At 62.6% G+C, this 15,067-nt stretch carries 16 protein-coding genes; 8 read left to right on the top strand and 8 right to left on the bottom strand.

All coding sequences use genetic code 11. From position 1 onward, the window contains the following. Positions 1 to 56: 56 nt before the first annotated feature. From AC4GYV_RS11050 to AC4GYV_RS11035, 4 genes are all read left to right on the top strand, one after another. Positions 57 to 1,160: a fatty acid desaturase family protein gene (locus tag AC4GYV_RS11050; protein ID WP_491100762.1), complete on the top strand. Its 1,104-nt coding sequence runs from the start codon at positions 57 to 59 to the stop codon at positions 1,158 to 1,160. Positions 1,161 to 1,282: 122 nt separating this feature from the next. Continuing rightward, complete coding sequence (gene rplQ / locus AC4GYV_RS11045; RefSeq protein ID WP_491100761.1) at positions 1,283 to 1,702, top strand: 50S ribosomal protein L17; 420 nt, start codon at positions 1,283 to 1,285, stop codon at positions 1,700 to 1,702. A gap of 83 nt (positions 1,703 to 1,785) precedes the next feature. Next, positions 1,786 to 3,933 (top strand): prolyl oligopeptidase family serine peptidase, encoded by a 2,148-nt coding sequence (locus AC4GYV_RS11040; protein WP_491100760.1) that lies wholly within the window; start codon positions 1,786 to 1,788, stop codon positions 3,931 to 3,933. Positions 3,934 to 4,084: 151 nt separating this feature from the next. Next, positions 4,085 to 4,660 (top strand): hypothetical protein, encoded by a 576-nt coding sequence (locus tag AC4GYV_RS11035; protein ID WP_491100759.1) that lies wholly within the window; start codon positions 4,085 to 4,087, stop codon positions 4,658 to 4,660. A 63-nt stretch (positions 4,661 to 4,723) separates the two neighbouring features. Here AC4GYV_RS11035 and AC4GYV_RS11030 read toward each other — a convergent pair whose 3' ends face one another. Together AC4GYV_RS11030 and AC4GYV_RS11025 are read right to left on the bottom strand one after the other, a co-directional pair. Continuing rightward, positions 4,724 to 5,221 (bottom strand): SRPBCC family protein, encoded by a 498-nt coding sequence (locus AC4GYV_RS11030; protein WP_491100758.1) that lies wholly within the window; start codon positions 5,219 to 5,221, stop codon positions 4,724 to 4,726. After that, positions 5,221 to 5,562 (bottom strand): ArsR/SmtB family transcription factor, encoded by a 342-nt coding sequence (locus AC4GYV_RS11025; protein WP_491100757.1) that lies wholly within the window; start codon positions 5,560 to 5,562, stop codon positions 5,221 to 5,223. Before AC4GYV_RS11025 ends, AC4GYV_RS11030 begins: the two co-directional genes overlap by 1 nt. A 91-nt stretch (positions 5,563 to 5,653) precedes the next feature. Between AC4GYV_RS11025 and guaA the strand changes: the two genes are divergently transcribed. Continuing rightward, positions 5,654 to 7,213 (top strand): glutamine-hydrolyzing GMP synthase, encoded by a 1,560-nt coding sequence (gene guaA / locus AC4GYV_RS11020; RefSeq protein WP_491100756.1) that lies wholly within the window; start codon positions 5,654 to 5,656, stop codon positions 7,211 to 7,213. Between the two features lie 18 nt (positions 7,214 to 7,231). Here the strand turns inward: guaA and AC4GYV_RS11015 are convergent, their stop codons facing one another. Further along, complete coding sequence (locus AC4GYV_RS11015) at positions 7,232 to 9,715, bottom strand: glycoside hydrolase family 9 protein (protein ID WP_491100755.1); 2,484 nt, start codon at positions 9,713 to 9,715, stop codon at positions 7,232 to 7,234. Between the two features lie 209 nt (positions 9,716 to 9,924). Between AC4GYV_RS11015 and AC4GYV_RS11010 the strand changes: the two genes are divergently transcribed. Continuing rightward, positions 9,925 to 10,521 carry a L,D-transpeptidase family protein gene (locus AC4GYV_RS11010; protein WP_491100754.1) on the top strand — a complete coding sequence of 199 codons (597 nt, stop codon included), beginning with the start codon at positions 9,925 to 9,927 and terminating at the stop codon, positions 10,519 to 10,521. 37 nt (positions 10,522 to 10,558) lie between these two features. Here the strand turns inward: AC4GYV_RS11010 and AC4GYV_RS11005 are convergent, their stop codons facing one another. From AC4GYV_RS11005 to AC4GYV_RS10990, 4 genes are all read right to left on the bottom strand, one after another. Then, a complete protein-coding gene (locus AC4GYV_RS11005; RefSeq protein ID WP_491100753.1) occupies positions 10,559 to 11,233 on the bottom strand; it encodes a hypothetical protein in 675 nt (224 codons plus the stop codon). Between the two features lie 94 nt (positions 11,234 to 11,327). Next, positions 11,328 to 12,686 carry a HAMP domain-containing sensor histidine kinase gene (locus AC4GYV_RS11000; protein WP_491100752.1) on the bottom strand — a complete coding sequence of 453 codons (1,359 nt, stop codon included), beginning with the start codon at positions 12,684 to 12,686 and terminating at the stop codon, positions 11,328 to 11,330. Positions 12,687 to 12,703: 17 nt separating this feature from the next. Further along, positions 12,704 to 13,387, bottom strand: coding sequence for a winged helix-turn-helix domain-containing protein (locus AC4GYV_RS10995; protein ID WP_491100751.1), 684 nt, complete (start codon positions 13,385 to 13,387; stop codon positions 12,704 to 12,706). Positions 13,388 to 13,616: 229 nt separating this feature from the next. Beyond that, positions 13,617 to 13,775, bottom strand: coding sequence for a hypothetical protein (locus AC4GYV_RS10990; RefSeq protein ID WP_491100750.1), 159 nt, complete (start codon positions 13,773 to 13,775; stop codon positions 13,617 to 13,619). A 148-nt stretch (positions 13,776 to 13,923) separates the two neighbouring features. Here AC4GYV_RS10990 and AC4GYV_RS10985 point away from each other — a divergent pair, with 148 nt between their 5' ends. Both AC4GYV_RS10985 and AC4GYV_RS10980 read left to right on the top strand, forming a co-directional pair. Then, on the top strand, positions 13,924 to 14,361 hold the full coding sequence (locus tag AC4GYV_RS10985; protein WP_491100749.1) for an RrF2 family transcriptional regulator: 438 nt from the start codon (positions 13,924 to 13,926) through the stop codon (positions 14,359 to 14,361). Between the two features lie 9 nt (positions 14,362 to 14,370). Continuing rightward, entirely contained in the window at positions 14,371 to 14,805 is a 435-nt protein-coding gene (locus tag AC4GYV_RS10980) for a hypothetical protein (RefSeq protein WP_491100748.1), read from the top strand. 3 nt (positions 14,806 to 14,808) lie between these two features. On the opposite strand, the gene AC4GYV_RS10975 is transcribed toward AC4GYV_RS10980, so the two are convergent. Continuing rightward, positions 14,809 to 14,973, bottom strand: coding sequence for a hypothetical protein (locus AC4GYV_RS10975; protein ID WP_491100747.1), 165 nt, complete (start codon positions 14,971 to 14,973; stop codon positions 14,809 to 14,811). Positions 14,974 to 15,067: the final 94 nt, after the last annotated feature.

Below are 15,067 nucleotides of genomic sequence, written 5' to 3'. Positions count from 1 at the left end.
AGACGCCTAAGTCCGGCCACTATCTGTTTATAAACGGCGACCTTCCGCAAAGGCTTATGAACCAGACAGCGACCTTCGAGCGCCAACGCATTTCCGCTGCCCCCGAGCAGCGCGCGCCCGCACGCATCAAGGACGACGCGACCATGCTGAAGGCCGCGGCGAACCTGACGCGCGACCTCAACGTGCCGAAGGCGAGCATCTATTGGGCCGACATGATCGGATCGGCGCTTCTCGGCTATTCGGCGCTGTTCGGCGCGATGTTCCTGAAGCCGACCTGGCTGGCCGCTGTATCAGCGATAGTCGCGGTGCTCGCGCTCTATCGGGCGGGCTCGTTCATCCATGAGCTGACGCACATCAAGAAGGGCGCGGTGAAGGGTTTCCGCTTCGTCTGGAACCTGATTGTCGGCGTGCCGCTGATGGTGCCGAGCTTCATGTACGAAGGCGTCCACAACCAGCATCACGCGAAGCGCTATTACGGGACGATCGACGATCCCGAATATCTCCCGCTCGCGCTGATGCATCCGTGGACGCTTCCGGTGTTCCTGATCGCGGCCGCGCTGGCGCCGGTCGGAATGCTGATCCGCTTCGGCATTCTGGCGCCCCTGTCGATGCTGTCCCCGAAGCTGCGCGCCTTGGTGGTCGGCCGCTATTCGGGCCTGCAGATCAACCCGAAATTCGTGCGCCCGAAGCCTGAAGGCGAGTTCGCGCGCGACTGGGCGTGGCAGGAGGCTGCGTGCAGCGTGTGGGCGATCGCACTGCTCACGATGGTCGCGACAGGGGTGGTCCCGCTGCGCGAGTTCCTGATTTTCCTGGGCGTCGCATCGGGCGTCATGTTCCTCAACCAGATCCGCACTTTGGTGGCGCATCTGTGGGAGAATGACGGCGAAGCAATGAGCGTCACTGCGCAATATCTCGACAGCGTGAATGTGCCGCCTCCAGGAACGTTGCCCGCACTCTGGGCGCCGGTGGGACTGCGCTATCACGCGTTGCATCACCTGCTGCCCGGATTGCCCTACCATGCACTGGGCGAGGCGCACCGCCGCCTGTGCAAGGAGCTTGGGGCCGGCTCCATCTACCACGACTCCTCGCACCGCGGCCTCTCGCCGCTCGTCGTGCGGCTTGCGGCTCGGACCTTGACGAATCGCCGCATTTCCGCTTGAGGGCTCCGCGTCCGGCGGGCCGCGTGCTCGCCGTTGTCATTTAGGGTTTTGCGCAGCCGCCCGAAGTGCTGCGTGGCCGGGAGTACCTGAAACGGCTCCCAGACGAACGAAAGGAATGACCTATGCGCCATCGTGTTGGCGGCCGTAAGCTTCAGCGCACCTCGAGCCACCGTGCGGCCCTGTTCCGGAACATGGCTGCTGCGCTCATCAAGCACGAGCAGATCACGACGACCACGGCCAAGGCGAAGGAGCTTCGCCCCTATGTCGAGAAGCTGATCACGCTTGCCAAACATGGCGGCCTGTCGAACCGCCGTCTGGCCCAGTCGCGCCTGATGGACGACGCCCAGCTGGTGAAGCTCTTCGACGTTCTCGCGCCGCGTTATGCCGGCCGTGACGGCGGCTACACCCGCATCATCAAGGCTGGCATCCGCGCGTCGGACGCCGCGCCGATCGCGATCATCGAATTCGTCGACCGCGACGTTTCGGCCAAGGGCCAGGACAGCGGTCCGGTGATGGTCGAGGACGAACTCGAAGCGGCCTGATCGTTCGTCGACAGTAGCTTGAAACGAGAGGCGCCCCTGCTACCGCAGGAGGCGCCTTTTGTTTTTCCGGGGAGGGAGTTTGAATGCGTGCTTTGGGAATCGTCCTGTTTTCGTCTGTCGCCGCAATGACGGTTCCTGCTGCTGCTCAAACGCCACCAACCGCTGCTGCAGCGGCAGCGCTCGTTTATCCGCAGACGAAGCGCGTGGATGTCATCGAAACGCAGTTCGGTGTTCCCGTCGCTGACCCATACCGCTGGCTGGAAGATGACGTTCGAAACGACAAGAACGTCCGTGCCTGGGTCGATGAACAGAACGCCGTCACCAACGCATTCCTAAACAAGCTTCCCGGCCGTGCCGCGCTCAAGGCGCGGCTGACCCAGCTGTTCGACTACGAACGCTTCGGCGCGCCGTATAAGAAGGGCAATCACTACTTCTACGCGCACAACTCGGGTCTGCAGAACCAATCCGTTCTGTTCGTCCGCGACAGGGTCGACGGAGAGGGGCGGGTGCTGATCGATCCTAACCCATGGTCGAAGGACGGGGCCACCGCCCTCGCGGAGTGGGAGCCGAACGAGCAGGGCACTAAGCTGCTTTACGCGATCCAGGACGGCGGCACGGACTGGCGCACGCTCAAGGTGCGTGATGTCGGCTCAGGCAAGGACCTTTCCGACGAGATCAAGTGGGTGAAGGAGTCGAACCTCGCCTGGGCGAAGGACGGCAGCGGCTTTTATTATTCGCGCTTCCCCGCCCCGAAGAGCGACGCGGTCTATCAGTCGTTGAACGAGAACCACCAGGTCTACTTCCACAAGCTCGGGACCAAGCAGTCGGCTGACAAGCTGATGTTCTCGACGCCGAAGAGTCCCAAGCTCTCGCATTATGCCGAGGTCAGCGACGACGGTCGTTGGCTGGTCATCAGCTCCGCAAGCGGTACGGACGCGCGCTTCGAGGTGCGCCTGATCGATCTCAAGAAGCCGGGATCGAAGCCGCGGGTGCTCTTCCCGGGCTTCGAAAACAATTGGAGCTATGTCGGCAACCGGGGGACGACCTTCTACTTCATTACCGACCAGAAGGCGCCGCGGCAGAAGATCGTCACTATCGACGTCGCCGCCGCGAAGCCGATGCCACGCACGATCATCGCAGAGGACAAGGCGACACTGGAGGGCGCGAACCTCGTCGGCGGCCAGCTGATCGCCTCTTATCTCGCCGACGTGAAGACTGAGGTCCGCGTCAACGATGTCGACGGCAAGCTGGTGCGTAAGGTCGAGCTTCCCGGCATTGGCACCGCCAGCGGCTTCGCGGGCAAGTTCGAAGATCCCGAGACCTTCTTCGCTTTCACCAGCTTCAATCGACCGACGACCATCTATCGTTATGACGTGAAGAGCGGGCAGGCGACGACCTGGGCGGCTCCGAAGCTGGCGTTCAACCCGGATGATTATTCCGTCGAGCAGCGCTTCTATGCGTCGAAAGACGGCACGCGCGTCCCCATGTTCATCGTTCGCAAGAAGTCCGTGACCGGCCCAGCGCCGACGCTTCTCTACGGCTATGGCGGCTTCGACATCTCACTGACGCCTGCCTTCTCTGCGACACGCCTTGCCTGGCTGGAGAAGGGCGGCGTTTATGCGGTCGCCAACCTCCGAGGTGGCGGCGAATATGGCAAGCAATGGCACGATGCCGGTCGCCTCGCGCACAAGCAGAACGTGTTCGACGACTTCATCGCCGCGGGCGAATATCTCAAGGCGCAGGGTATCGCGTCGCCGAAGGGACTGGCGATCGAGGGTGGCTCAAACGGCGGTCTGTTGATCGGCGCGGTCGTGAACCAGCGCCCCGACCTGTTCGACGCCGCGCATCCAGCCGTTGGCGTGATGGACATGCTGCGCTTCGATAAGTTCACTGCCGGCCGCTACTGGGTCGACGACTATGGCTATCCGAACAAGGAAGCCGATTTCAAAACGCTGCTCGCTTATTCGCCCTACCATAACCTCAAGAAGGGTGTTCATTATCCGCCGATCCTGGTGACGACCGCCGACACGGATGATCGGGTCGTTCCGGGGCACAGTTTCAAGTACATCAGCGCGCTTCAGGCCGACGATCCGAACGGCGCTCCGCACCTTATTAGGATCGAGACGCGGGCCGGTCACGGATCGGGCAAGCCGACCACCAAGATCATCGAGGAAGCCTCTGACGTTGCGGCTTTCCTCGGCTATTTCACGGGTCTCGACCTGGGCCACTAAGCCTTTGAGCGCCAACCGCTTTATTAAGAAATGTGAACGGAAGGCGACATTAGCGTTCAGCGGTGATGCAGCGCCGTAACGATAGTGCGGCTCATACGGGGCGCCGTGCGTTTGATGCGGCGATTCGGGTTTATACCTAAGGAGAGTCGCTATGAACGCAGTGACGAAGATCTTGGCGGGCGGCGTTGTCGCCGCTGCGCTCGTGAGTGCCGCGCCGGCGGCGGCGCAATATTACCCGGGCTATGGTGGCTACGGTGGTGTCGGCCAGGTCATCAACCAGGTGCTTGGCGGTGGCCGTTACGGTTACAATGGCTACGGTGGCGGTTACGGCGTCAACCAGCAGGCCGTCGTGAACCAGTGTGCGGCCGCCGTGCAGCAGCGTCTGAGCGGCGGCTACGGCTACAATCCGTACGGCGGCTACAACAACCAATACGCCTATGGTGGTGGCCGTGTGCTCGGCATCAGCCGCGTTGAGCCTCGCTCGAACGGCGGGCTCACGGTTCGCGGCGTCGCGACCAGCGGCCGCTATGCCGGTTACAACGGCTATAACGCGCAAGCTCCGGTCGACATGACGTGGCGCTGCAAGGCCGATTATCGCGGCTACATCGCCGACATCGATATCAGCCCGGCCCAGCGCAACTACGGCCAGTACGGCGCATACGGGAACGCCCCGGCCTACACGCCTTACAACAATGATTATTCCCAGTACGGTTATCGCCGCTACTAGGTCGAACTAAGGTTCGTCACGGATGCGCCGGGCTCGAAAGAGTCCGGCGCATTTCGTTTGTGATCAGGCCCGGACGCCCAGGCTCTGGGCAAATTCCTCCAGCTGACTGGCAACCGTTCCCCAGCCCTCCTGGAAGCCCATCTTCTCATGCGTTTCCCGGTCGTCTTCGTCCTTGTGGAGCGCCACCGCCTTGTAGGCCGTCTTGCCGTTGCCCGCGTCCGCGAAGGTAACAACGGCGGTGAACGGGAAGGATTCGCAGCCTTCACCCATTTCGTTCGGCCGGTATCCGGGACCAAGAGCGCTGGTCCAGGTCAGTTTTTCCTTGTCGATAACCTCGAGAACGCAGCCGGGCGTTCCATGACCGGTGTCGAAACCGTCAGGGCCGACCATCCGGATGCGAAAGACCCCACCCGGGCGCAGGTCCAGCTCGCATTCCGTGATCTCATACGGACGCGGCGCGAACCACTGCTTGATGTGCTCGGGTTTCGTGTAGGCATCCCAGACCAGATCGATCGGCGCATTGAGCGTACGTTCCAGCACAAGGTCGGTGTTTCCGGCCATCATTCTTCTCCGTTCTTTTGCAGGGTGGACAGGTAGACTTCGAAGCGGTCGAGCTGCGCTTCCCATTCTTGGCGGCGGCGCGTGAGCCAGGTTTCGGCCTCGGACAGCGCGGTGCCTTCAAGACGAACGGTGCGCACGCGGCCCTTCTTCTCTGACGCGATAAGACCGCTGAGCTCCAGCAGCTTCAGATGCTGCATCACGGCGGGTAAGCTCATCGGCAGCGGTGCGGCGAGTTCGCTGACCGATGCCGGCCCTTGGCTGAGCCGCGCCAGCATTCCGCGCCGCACCGGGTCGGCGAGGGCAGCGAAGGCTCGATCGAGGCTGTTCGAATCGTTAAGCATACACTTAAGTATCGCGTCGCGGCCGGCCGCGCAAGTCACTTAAGCGATCGCTTAACTTTACTCGCAGCCGTGCACTCTCTATCCGCCCGCCATGACGGTCCAGCCCACCGAATCCATCCTCATCGTCGACTTCGGCAGCCAGGTGACGCAGCTGATCGCACGCCGCGTGCGCGAGGCCGGCGTTTATTGCGAAATCGCCCCGTTCAACGCCGCGGAAGAAGCGTTCGATCGGCTACAGCCTAAGGGGGTGATCTTCTCCGGGGGGCCGGCCTCGGTCACTGCCGAGAATAGCCCCCGTGCGCCGCAGGTGATGTTCGACAGCGGCCTCCCGCTCCTCGGCATTTGCTACGGACAGCAGACCTTGCACCAGCAGCTTGGCGGCAAGGTGGTGACGTCCGACCAGAAGGAATTTGGACGCGCCTTCATCGAGATCGTGGCTCCGTCGGCGTTGTTCGACGGGCTGTGGAAGGTCGGTGAGAAGCACCAGGTGTGGATGAGCCATGGCGACCGCGTCGAGACGCTTGCGCCAGGCTTCGAGGTGGTCGCGCGCTCAGAAGGCGCGCCGTTCGCAATTGCGACGAACGAAGCCGCAAAGCGCTACAGCATGATGTTCCACCCGGAGGTGGTGCACACACCCGACGGCGGGAAGCTGCTCGCCAACTTCGTGCGGCACGTCTGCGGCTGCGCCGGCGACTGGACGATGGCCAGCTTCCGCGACGCGAAAATCGCGGACATTCGCGAGCAGGTGGGCAAGGGCAGGGTGATCTGCGGCCTCAGTGGCGGTGTCGACAGCGCCGTGGCTGCCGTCCTGATCCACGAGGCGATCGGCGACCAGCTCACCTGCGTGTTCGTCGACCATGGCCTCATGCGCCAAGGGGAAGCGGAGCAGGTCGTCTCGCTGTTCCGCAACAGCTACAACATCCCGCTCGTTCACGTGGACGCCAGCAAGGACTTCCTTGGCGGTCTCGAAGGCGTCACCGACCCGGAGAAGAAGCGCAAGTTCATCGGCTCCGAGTTCATCAACGTGTTCGAGGCCGAAGCGAAGAAGATTGGCGGCGCCGACTTCCTCGCGCAGGGCACGCTCTATCCGGACGTGATCGAAAGCGTCAGCTTCACCGGCGGGCCGTCGGTGACGATCAAGAGCCACCACAATGTCGGTGGCCTGCCTGAGCGGATGAACATGAAGCTCGTCGAGCCGCTACGCGAGCTGTTCAAGGATGAGGTACGAGAGCTTGGCCGCGAGCTTGGACTGCCTGATGCGTTCGTCGGCCGGCATCCGTTCCCGGGACCAGGCCTTGCCATCCGCATTCCTGGTGAAGTCACGCGCGAAAAGTGCGACATCCTGCGCAAGGCCGACGCGGTCTACCTAGAAGAGATCCGCAACGCGGGCCTCTACGACGCGATTTGGCAGGCCTTCGCCGTGTTACTGCCCGTGCGCACCGTCGGCGTCATGGGCGATTATCGCACCTACGATTATGTCTGCGGCTTGCGCGCCGTAACGAGCGTCGATGGCATGACCGCCGACGTCTATCCGTTCGACGCTGCTTTCCTCAGCCGTGTTGCCACCCGCATCGTCAACGAGGTTCAAGGCATCAACCGGGTGGTCTACGACTATACGTCGAAGCCGCCGGGCACCATCGAGTGGGAGTGAAGCTCCGCCTTCGGGGCGTCAGGGCTTCTCCTTCGCTGCAACCATCGCCGCTCTAGCCGCCAGGATGTAGGCGGACGTGGTGCTCACCGTATATTCGTTCTCGAACCAAAGGAACGGCCAGTCCGTCTTGAGCTCGGGATAATCCGGCTTCACGATCAGAACGCCCGGCACCATTCCCCCCGGGATGAACGTGTAATCGGCGCGATTGTGACCGTAGCCGATCAGCTTCGAATTGGTCCCCACTGTGGACACAAGCGAAAGGTTATTCGCCGGATGGCGCCCGAGCATGTAATCGAGCGCCCGCAGCGTATATTCGGGCCCGATGATCTCCGGGAATTCCTTGTGCAGCAGGTACATGTCGGACCCGAAGGTCGCGACTTCATTTGATCCGGCCCAGCCGCCTTCATTGATCGGAACGCCGAACGGATTGCGCGCCCGCTTCTCGTCAATCTCGGACTTCATCACCTTGACGATCGGGATGAGCTGCGCGCGATAGTCCGGTCCCATGAACGGGATAGCCCGTACGGCCGTTCCAAGCATTTCAGGGTGCCGTTGGAGCAAGGGGGCGAGTTCCTGCAGGCGCGCCCGATAGGCTGGGTCGCCGTTGGTTGTGATCAGGAGCTCAACTGTCGCCGCAGCAAACATCATCCGCAGCACACCCGGGCTGTCGCGGCCATCGCTTTGATCGACGTTCATGGTGAGCTTGGGCAGCTGCGCCTGCCAAAGCGCTTTGGACGCCGATAGTGCTTCAGCTGACAGTTTCGGATCGCTATCGCGCAGTGCGCGGCTTGCGCCCGCGAGCGCGGCGGAGACCGCGAAGTCGCTCCAGGGCAGGTCGGTCGTGAAGGCCCAGCGATCGTCGGGATTGCCCGACCGATTGCCCTCGATCTGGTTCTGACCAAGCGCGGCGTCGTAGATGCGCCCGTCACTTTGCGAACCTGCATCGCCGAGGTGAGTATATTCGATCAGTGTCGGCTCGACGATGCCAACGATCGCATGGCCGAACACCTTGTACTGGGCGAGAAGCTGGAGCGTGCCGTGCCGGATTTGCTGGACGACATCCTGGACGCCGTCGGGCTTGCGGATTTGCGCGTAACGCGCTGCCTCGTCGACAGTCGTCTCGTCCCAGTCGAGGCCGAACAACTCGTGTGCCCAGACCAGGTCGCGGATGACGAATGCGTTGCTCGGCGTCTGGATGTCGAAGTCGCCCGCATCCTGCCAGCCGCCGACCGCGAGGCCGGGGATATGTTCGCCCGCCTTGAACGGGGAATCGAGGTTGGGCCCCATCCTGTAGCCATCGAAGTGCGTGATGTTCGGCGGAGCCTGCCGGGCGTCGTCCATGTGCGAGGTGCCCTGCCAGATGCGGTACTGCTCGCGCACGCGCATGTGGTCCATCTGCTCGGTCAGATAGGTGTCGAGGGACTTCTGCCAGATTCGGTCGTAGGCGTCGGGAGCGATCGCGAAGGGTGAGGTGGTGTGGCCGGCGAATGAGATTGCGTAGACGCCTGGTGTGCGCACGCTCGAGAAATCGAAGGTGGCGTAATTGTACCGCTGCCACTTGCCCCAGGGCTTGGTCTTGGCGGTGAGGACCGGAGTCGGTTTGCCCTGTGCGGTGAGCTTGACCAGCGTCGCCTGGGCCGGCGCGGTAAAGTTCGGATCGAGTTCAATCACCGCGACCTTCGAGCGCTCGGGTGTGTACCCGGCCTGATTGTAGGACACGACCGGCTGCCGCACCCAGTTGGGGATGATGTTGGGACGAACGTGCCAGACCACCGCGTTCGTTGTGGCACCTGCGGGGATTAGCGACCGGACGACGAACCAGCCATTTTGCGCACGGTTGCGCGCGTCGTAGAGCATCAGCGGCGCGGCGTCGGAAGTGATGCTCACGCGCGTTAGCGGATCTTCCGGTGACAGCGTGATCGAATGGCCGCCGCTCGCGAGCGGGAGCGGATCGCCGGACCCATCCTTGGCCATTGGTCCGTCCGCATCGCGCGGGAAAAGGCCCGGCGCGGCGTCCATCAGATAAGTCTTGCCGAAATAGATGGTCGGCAGAAAATCCAGGTTGAAGCCGGCTTTCCCGACGAGGTTCTGCGGGAGCGGCTTGTCGAGGTTCACAGCGATGCGGAACCCGTCGCCCTCGGCCGTCACCACAACCTTGTAGTCGAGCTTCACAGCTGGATATGACGAGGTGACGATGAGCTGGTTCGGTTGCGGTCCACGAACCCGGCTGACAAAGGCTGGAACCGGGTCCCATTGCTCGGGTGTCGGGTTGAGGCGGACTTCCCCGTCGACTGCGATACGATCGCCGTGAAAGATGATCTGGATGCCCGCGTTTTTCTCGTCGAAGAAGATTGGGCTGAAGTGATTTTGCTCGACGATCACGCTGAGACCACGCCCCTCGAGCGTTTCGGCGGGGCTTAGTTTCAAGACTGGCGCCGGGGCCCCGTAAGCCAGCGCCGGAACTCCGGCCAGAACTGTTCCAAGGACTGCTTGGTAACGCATGTGCCGCTCCCCTTGTTAGCGCTACCATAATCGCGTCGCGAAGAGCCGCAAGTCCTCCCTTTGGAGGTGAGGAAAGCGACAGTACTCGCAGTAGGTCGAACAAAACGCGTTAACAGCAACTTCGCGTTTACGGGTGCATTGACTCGTGGGCTGAGCCTGCGCTGTTGATCGGCTGAAACGACAGACCACTGAAAGCGTTTGAGACGTCGATGAAATACCAGAGGCTGAGCGCGCTGTTGGCGGTGATCCTGGCGGCATCTTCCACCGCCTCCGAAGCCAAGGGGCTACGGCTCTTCAACCGGCCCTCCTTGGCGCACACGGCCTCAATACCGAAGGCGCAACCGGTGCCCTATCGCTGGACGCAGGGCGCAGCGCCTCAGGCGCACAAGGACATGGTCGCGACCTTCCACAAGGTCGGTCTGGCGCCTGGTCAGTTTGTGATCTCGAACGCAATTCCGGCGACCGGCGAGACCAAGGTCGTCGTCGATCTGCAAACGCAGATGGCCTATGTCTACCGCGCGGATCAACTTGTCGGCGCCTCGACGATCTCAGCGGCGAAGCGCGGAATGACGACGCCGCTAGGTTTCTGGTCGGTGCTGGAGAAGCACCGCTTCTACCGGTCAAAAAAGTACGAGAATGCGGCGATGCCCTTCATGCAGCGCATCGATAGCTACGGCATCGCTTTCCACGGCGGGAACAACCCCGGTTACCCCGCGAGCCACGGCTGTATTCGGCTGCCGATGAAGTTCGCCGAGAAGCTCTTCGGCCTCACCAAGGTCGGCTCGCAGGTTGTCATCGAGGGATAAAAGGCGGGCGGAGCGCCAAGGCTCCGCCCTCTATCATTTACGCATCTTTATTGAATGGGCGCCGGCGAGCGATGCCGACCGTCGCAGTGTCCTCGGGCGTAGTCGTCGACTGCGGTTCGTGCGTCTCGCTCGTCGTCATCGTGTTGCCGGCGGCCGTCGTCTCCGGCGTGAACGTTTGCTCGTCAGGTCCGGTACCCTGCTCGAGCGGGGTTCCGACGCGTAGGCCAATCCGTTGCCGGTCCGCGCGCCAGCTGTCGAAGTCTCGATGGAACTGCTCCTCCCGCTCGCGGCAATAGTCCGCATAGTCGCGGTCCAGTGACTGCATCTGGCGGTCGCGCCAGCTCCGGTAATGATCGTCCGGATGAGAGCTGTAGCGCTGCTGCTCGCGGTCGCGCTGCGGCCAGTCGCGATTATTTTCCCAAGCGCTCCGATCGCGGCGGTTGTCGTCGCCGAACCACGAGCGCGCTTCATTCTCCGCTCGTGAGAAGAATCCGCGGCCCTGATCGCGATTGCGCGTATAGCGGCGGTCATCGTCGTCATCGAGCATGAAGCCGCGGCCGCGTTCGGTCTCGGGATCGTTTCGCCAAACCGGATCCCTGTCACGCCAGTCTCGCTCGCCACGATCGCGCCACTCGCTGCGGTTTTCGCTGCGGTCGCGATCATAGTCGCGGTCGGGACCTTCGTCGTACTCACGCAGATAGCCATGTGCCATTTCAATCCTCCTTCGAGAAATACGGCACAGAAACGAACGAAGAGGCCCGTGGATGCGCTTATTATCGAAGGAGAGGAGGCGTCCGTCGCAGCTGTTAGCTGTCTTCGGCGTCAGCGCGGAGCGGCAGCTCCAGCGCGGTCAGAAGCCCTGGCGCATTGTCCTCCAGAAGGAGCTCGCCATCGTGCAAGTGCGCGATTGCCTCGGCCAGCGCGAGGCCGAGGCCCGCGCCCTCCTTCGAACGGCTGGAATCGAGCCGACCGAACCTCCTGCGCGCTTCGTTGCGCAGCTCTATGGGGATGCCCGGACCACGGTCGGCAACTTCGATCCGCATCTTCTTGCCATTGTTCGTGACATCGATGCGGATCTCGCCGCCCTCGGCGCCATAGCGGAGTGCGTTCTCGATCAAATTGCTGACCGCCTGCGCGAGAAGTTGCCGATGTCCGTATAAAGGCACGGGCCGCTCGGGGCGCTCGAACTCCAGCTTCGCGCCAGCCTCCTCGGCCAGCGGCTCATACATCTCGCTCAGCTCGGCGCCGAGCTCGCCAAGATCGAACCAGCTGAATTGCTTGCGACCGGTGAGAGCCTCCGTGCGGCCGATCTCCAGCACGGCGCTGAGGATGCGCATCAGCGCGTCGGCCTGGCGGATCACGTTTTCGAGCAGGGCTTCCTGCTCTTCAGGATCTTCCGTCTCCGCCGCAGCCTGGGCTGCCGAACGCAGCCTGCTGACGGGCGATCGGAGGTCGTGGGCCAGCGAGTCCGTGAGCATCCTAAGCTCTTCCATCAGGCCGCTGATGCGGTCGAGCATGGCGTTGATCTGCTGGCCCAGCCGGTCGAAGGCGTCTCCGCTTCCGGATAGAGGGACACGGCGTGTCAGATCGTGACGGCTGATGCGCCGGGCGACGGCGACGATGCTGCCGATCCTGCCGCCGACATATTGAGCAAGGATGATGCCGCAGGCCGAGCCGAGGATGGCTGCCAGGGCCAGCGCGATCAGCAGCGAACGTTCGAGGGTCTGCTTGATCGCGAGCCCTTCACCGGAAACCCGTCCGCTCAGTAGCCACTGGCCCGTCGGCAGGCGGTGCATGATGATCGCGGCCTGGTGGGGCGCCGGCTGCCCGTGAAGCCTCACGAAGGTCGTGCGATAGCCCTCGGTGAACTTTCCAGGCGAGACGCCCGCAACGTTGCCCAGTTGCTCGTGGCCCTGCTTGTCGAAGAGGCCGACGATCGCCTGCGGATCGGCATAAGCGATCGTATCCTGCACGGCGTCGCGGAGTGCGGCCTGACCGCCGGAGCGGAAGACATCGGTCAGGACCTTGTCGGCTTCGACCACCTGCTGCCGCATCTGCGATACAGCCTCGTCATGGGTGCGCCAGTAGATGAAGCCGATAACGGCAAGGTTCGAGATCAGCGCGAGCAGCCCCGCAAGCAGGGCAATCCTAACCGTCGTGGGCACGCTACGTGGTATAGACGTTATGCCGCCAGCATGTAGCCCGCGCCGCGCACCGTGTGCAGCAGCGGCTTTTCAAACCCATCATCGAGCTTCCGCCGCAAGCGGCTGACGTGAACGTCGATGACGTTGGTGCCTGGGTCGAAGTGATAGTCCCACACCTGCTCGAGGAGCATCGTGCGGGTGACGACGCGCCCTTCGTTCCGGGCGAAATATTCAAGCAGCAGGTATTCACGAGGCTTCAGATCGAGCTTCTTGCCGTCGCGCTTCACGGTGCGTGAAAGGGGATCGATTTCGAGGTCGCCTACCGTCAGGCGATGGTCCGCAGGGTCGATCCGCGCCTCGCGTCTGCGCAAGAGCGCGTTCACGCGAGCCAGAAGCTCGGCGAAGGAAAATGGCTTTACCAGGTAATCGTCCGATCCATGCTCAAGGCCTTCGATACGGTCGCCGACGGAGGCCAGAGCCGAGAGGATCAGGACAGGGGTCTCGATCCGCGCAGCACGCAGCGCCTTAAGGACCGACAAGCCGTCCAGAGCTGGAAGCATGCGATCGAGGATGATGAGGTCGAAGCTGCCGTCGGTTGCACGAAACAGGCCGTCCTGCCCGTTGCTCGCCTGTTCGACGCTATGGCCTTCCTGGGTCAGGCCCTTGGCGAGATAGCCCGCGGTTTCCGCGTCATCCTCAACAAGCAGGATCTTACGTCCCATAGTCTCTCCGGCGCCGCTTGGCGCTCACTCATTATAACGGCTCCGCGCGGTTCGTGCAGGGGAGGGGAGAGCCGGACACGAACCGCACGGAGGTTAGGAAGCTCTAGTGGCCAAAGGCTCTCACAGCCGTGGCTGCAAAGTTACATGCGGTTCATGAGGCGAAGTGCTCGCTCGGCGCGAAGGGAGCGGGCGCCGAGCGAGCAGGTGGAGCGGCACGAGGCCGCGGGGGTCACTTCTTCTTGGGGGCGACTTGCTTGGCGGTAGAAGTCGCGGCGTTCGACTTCTTGACTTGCTTGGTGGTCTTCGCCGGCGCCTTCGCGTTTGTGGCGGCAACGGCGGGGACAGCGAGAACGCTGAGGGCAATTGCAGAAGCGATCAGTCGTTTCATTGGGTGATCTCCAGAAAAACAATGGCTCGTTTTTGAGCTGACACCTGGATTACTCACCCCAGCTTCTCCAACCGCTGACACTGCAATTAAGAGATGTTCATCGCCGCGCTTTGCGATGACGCGATCGTCGCGCTACCCTTGGCTCCGGATGATCGCGCAAAAGACCCGGTATGCGTTGCGTTCCCTGCTGTTCCTCGCCGAGGAGCAAGGCGGGGCTCCGGTGCAATTGGGCCGCATCGCCGAAACGCAGCGCGTGCCCCCCAAATATCTCGAACTGATCATGCTCGACCTCAAAAAGGCGGGGCTCGTCAAAAGCGCGCGAGGGCCCAAGGGCGGTTACCAATTGTCCCGTTCCCCGGAGCAGATTTCGTTCGGAGAGATCGTTCGTTCGATGGAGGGACCAATAGCGCTTGTCTCGTGCGCGAGTGTGAATTTCTACGCGCCGTGCGGCGATTGCCACGATGAGGCGACCTGCGCGATCCGCCGTGCCTTCACGGTCCTGCGCGACCAGAGCACTGCTGTGCTAGACTCGATCTCGCTCGCAGAGGGCGCCCAATGGGAGGAGCGCCTGGGCGGAGGCAAATAGGGGGAAGCCATGGAGCATGATCATTACCGGCATCAGCCGATCGCGCGCTGGTTCGTCGTCGCAGCTTGGGCGTCGCTTCTGTTCATGGGCTTGGGGTGCGTCAGCTATTTGATGCACGTGTTCACCAATCCGGCAAACCTTCCGCTCGACCAGCGCGCCGCGTTCGACGCCGAGCCCGCATGGGTGACGGGCGCTTATGCGGTGGCGGTGTGGATCGGCCTGATCGGCACAGTCCTGCTCGTGCTGAAAAAGAAAGCAGCCGAGTGGCTGCTTCTGGTGTCGCTGATTGCCGTACTCGTTTGGCTCGCCGGGCTGCTCTTAGTTGCTCCCTTGCGGAACAGCATGTCGGCGAACGACCTGATCGTGGCTCTCGTTGTCACCGCTCTCACTTGGACGGTCTTCTGGTTCGCGCGCCATTCGCGGCAGCGCGGCTGGCTCGCCTAAGATTTAGCGCGGAAGGCTGAACCGCGTCGGGGCGGGCTGAATCTGTGCGTGCGGCGCGAAGGCACTCGGCTGCGATTGCCAGATCGTCGCGGGGCTTGCCAGCGTAGCCGTCGGCAGGGCGAGCAAGACCGCAAGGCCGGCGTCGCCGACCCAGTTGCGAGTGGTCATCGAACTACTCCAGTGTCATCACGCGGCTAACCCGCGCACCTGTTGTTTCGACGCTGGAGACGGCTGAAAGTTCCTCCTGTTTCGTAGCCGAAAC

The organism is Sphingomonas sp. SP4 (genome assembly GCF_058313375.1).
Note: the sequence above shows the minus strand (reverse complement) of the source record. Positions and strands in the feature narration are given on the sequence as shown.

Bases quoted from the DNA above. Each gene is read 5' to 3' on its own strand.
- AC4GYV_RS11050 (WP_491100762.1), top strand. From the start codon at position 57: ATGAACCAGACAGCGACCTTCGAGCGCCAACGCATTTCCGCTGCCCCC.
- rplQ (WP_491100761.1), top strand. From the start codon at position 1,283: ATGCGCCATCGTGTTGGCGGCCGTAAGCTTCAGCGCACCTCGAGCCAC.
- AC4GYV_RS11040 (WP_491100760.1), top strand. From the start codon at position 1,786: ATGCGTGCTTTGGGAATCGTCCTGTTTTCGTCTGTCGCCGCAATGACG.
- AC4GYV_RS11035 (WP_491100759.1), top strand. From the start codon at position 4,085: ATGAACGCAGTGACGAAGATCTTGGCGGGCGGCGTTGTCGCCGCTGCG.
- AC4GYV_RS11030 (WP_491100758.1), bottom strand. From the start codon at position 5,221: ATGGCCGGAAACACCGACCTTGTGCTGGAACGTACGCTCAATGCGCCG.
- AC4GYV_RS11025 (WP_491100757.1), bottom strand. From the start codon at position 5,562: ATGCTTAACGATTCGAACAGCCTCGATCGAGCCTTCGCTGCCCTCGCC.
- guaA (WP_491100756.1), top strand. From the start codon at position 5,654: ATGACGGTCCAGCCCACCGAATCCATCCTCATCGTCGACTTCGGCAGC.
- AC4GYV_RS11015 (WP_491100755.1), bottom strand. From the start codon at position 9,715: ATGCGTTACCAAGCAGTCCTTGGAACAGTTCTGGCCGGAGTTCCGGCG.
- AC4GYV_RS11010 (WP_491100754.1), top strand. From the start codon at position 9,925: ATGAAATACCAGAGGCTGAGCGCGCTGTTGGCGGTGATCCTGGCGGCA.
- AC4GYV_RS11005 (WP_491100753.1), bottom strand. From the start codon at position 11,233: ATGGCACATGGCTATCTGCGTGAGTACGACGAAGGTCCCGACCGCGAC.
- AC4GYV_RS10995 (WP_491100751.1), bottom strand. From the start codon at position 13,387: ATGGGACGTAAGATCCTGCTTGTTGAGGATGACGCGGAAACCGCGGGC.
- AC4GYV_RS10990 (WP_491100750.1), bottom strand. From the start codon at position 13,775: ATGAAACGACTGATCGCTTCTGCAATTGCCCTCAGCGTTCTCGCTGTC.
- AC4GYV_RS10985 (WP_491100749.1), top strand. From the start codon at position 13,924: ATGATCGCGCAAAAGACCCGGTATGCGTTGCGTTCCCTGCTGTTCCTC.
- AC4GYV_RS10980 (WP_491100748.1), top strand. From the start codon at position 14,371: ATGGAGCATGATCATTACCGGCATCAGCCGATCGCGCGCTGGTTCGTC.
- AC4GYV_RS10975 (WP_491100747.1), bottom strand. From the start codon at position 14,973: ATGACCACTCGCAACTGGGTCGGCGACGCCGGCCTTGCGGTCTTGCTC.